The organism is Paracoccus sp. MKU1, assembly GCF_001447385.1.
GTDB lineage: Bacteria > Pseudomonadota > Alphaproteobacteria > Rhodobacterales > Rhodobacteraceae > Paracoccus.
This window is the reverse complement of sequence record NZ_LLWQ01000092.1, coordinates 1-2,306: the sequence shown is the minus strand read 5'-3', so window position 1 is coordinate 2,306 and position 2,306 is coordinate 1. Positions and strand designations below refer to the sequence as shown.

3 protein-coding genes are annotated in these 2,306 nt (G+C 65.0%); all 3 read left to right on the top strand.

Annotation, left to right across the window (positions count from 1 at the left end; all coding sequences use genetic code 11):
- A partial coding sequence (locus AQY21_RS06115) for a branched-chain amino acid ABC transporter permease (protein ID WP_161905949.1) occupies positions 1-550 on the top strand: 550 nt, incomplete at its 5' end.
- Position 551: 1 nt separating this feature from the next.
- Complete coding sequence (locus tag AQY21_RS06110) at positions 552-1,550, top strand: branched-chain amino acid ABC transporter permease (RefSeq protein ID WP_058096874.1); 999 nt, start codon at positions 552-554, stop codon at positions 1,548-1,550.
- 114 nt (positions 1,551-1,664) lie between these two features.
- A partial coding sequence (locus AQY21_RS06105) for an alcohol dehydrogenase catalytic domain-containing protein (RefSeq protein ID WP_152988130.1) occupies positions 1,665-2,306 on the top strand: 642 nt, incomplete at its 3' end.

Genomic DNA, 2,306 nt, shown 5'->3' with positions numbered 1-2,306 from the left:
GATCGAGGGGACGTTTCGCTACTTCTTCGGCGCCTCGGGCAAGCCCTATGCGCCGCCCTCGCAGCTGACCGGGGCGGTGAACCTGGGCTTCATGTTCCTGCCGATCTATCGCGGCTGGGTGGTCGTGGCCTCGCTTGCGGTCTGCATCGCGGTCTGGCTGCTGATCGAGAAGACCAAGCTCGGCGCCTATCTGCGCGCCGCGACCGAGAACCCCACGCTGGTGCAGGCCTTCGGCGTCAACGTGCCSCTGCTGCTGACCCTGACCTATGCGCTTGGCGCGGGCCTCGCGGCCTTCGCCGGCGTGCTGGCGGCGCCGGTCTACCAGGTCAGCCCGCTGATGGGCTCGAACCTGATCATCATCGTCTTCGCCGTGGTGGTGGTCGGCGGCATGGGCTCGATCCTGGGCGCCATCGTCACCGGCTACATGCTGGGCGTGGTCGAGGGGCTGACCAAGGTCTTCTACCCCGAGGCCTCGAACATCGTGATCTTCGTCATCATGGCGATCGTCTTGATCCTGCGGCCCGCGGGCCTTTTCGGAAAGGATGCCTGACATGGCCGCAAAATCCGAAACCGTCGCCTCGGACCATGTCGCGGCCCATCCGCGCGCCGGGCAGGTCCAGCTGGTGCTGGTCGCCATCGCCCTGGCCGGGCTGCTGGTGGCGCCGCTGTTCCTCTATCCGATCTTCCTGATGAAGCTGCTGGCCTTCGCGCTCTTCGCCTCGGCCTTCAACCTGCTGCTGGGCTATACCGGCCTTCTGTCCTTCGGCCATGCCACTTTCTTCGGCGGGGCGGCCTATTTCACCGCCCATGCGGTCAAGGTCTGGGGCTGGTCGCCCGAGGCGGGCATCCTGCTGGGCGTTGCCGGCGCGGCGGCGCTGGGGCTGGTGATGGGCGCCATCGCCATCCGCCGCCAGGGCATCTATTTCGCCATGATCACGCTGGCCCTGTCGCAGATGTTCTTCTTCTTCTGCCTGCAAGCGCCCTTCACCCATGGCGAGGACGGCATCCAGTCGGTGCCGCGCGGGCATCTGTTCGGGCTGATCGACCTGAACCGGCCGATGAACATGTATTACTTCGTGCTGGCGGTGTTCGTAATCGGGCTGCTGATCATCCGGCGCTTCGTGAACTCGCCCTTCGGCATGATCCTGAAGTCGATCCGCGAGAACGAGCAACGCGCGATCTCGCTGGGCTATTCGGTGCAGCATTACAAGCTGGGCGCCTTCGTGATGTCGGCGGCGCTCGCCGGGCTCGCGGGCGGCGTCAAGGCGCTGATCTTCCAGTTCGCGACGCTGACCGACGTGACCTGGCAGATGTCGGGCGAGGTGATCCTGATGACGCTCTTGGGCGGCATCGGCACGCTGCTCGGCCCCATCGTCGGCGCAGGGCTGGTGGTCACGCTGCAGAACTACCTCGCCACCTCCGACTTCCCCGTCACCATCATCACCGGCGTGGTGTTCATGGTCTGCGTGCTGCTGTTCCGACGCGGGCTGGTCGGCGAGTTCTTCGCAACCAAAATCGGGAAAAAGCTCGGGTTCAGGGCGAACGATTGACGTTCCCTACCACCCATAGCTCCCCCAAGGCCAACGCAAGTCCTGGGGGAGCCAAAAGATCCCTGATCGGTCTCTGCAGACCGCGTCACCATTCGATCCAAGGAGTCGACGAGAATGTCCCAAGCTTCCGATACCCAGATGCGTTGTGTCGAGATCAGCCAACCGGGCGATCCCTCGGTTCTGGTCCCCGCCCTGCGCGAACCGCCGAAACCCGAGGCAGGCGATGTGATCATCAAGGTCGCTGCTGCCGGGGTGAACTATCCCGACGTCCTGCAACGGCAAGGCCGCTACGACGTTCCGCCCGGCGCCAGCGATCTGCCAGGGCTCGAGGTCGCGGGGACGATCATCGAGGTCGGCGCGGATGTGACAGGCTTTGTCGTCGGGGACAAGGTTTGCGCCCTGACCCCCGGCGGCGGCTATGCGGAATATGTCCGCACCCCGGCCGAGCAATGCCTGTATGTCCCGCCGGGCGTCAGCATGACCGAGGCGGCGACCCTGCCCGAGGTTTACTATACGATCTGGTTCAACCTGGCGATGCAGGGCAACCTGTTCCAGGCCCGCCGCCTGCTGGTTCATGGCGGCAGCGGTGGCATCGGCAGCGCCACGATCCAGCTCGCCTCGGCATTCGGGGTCGAGGTCTTCACGACCGCGGCGACAGATGAAGCCTGCGATTTCTGCCGAGATCTGGGCGCTGCGGTCGCGATCAACTACACCAAGGAAGACTATGTGACCGTCGTGCAGGACAGGACGCAGGGT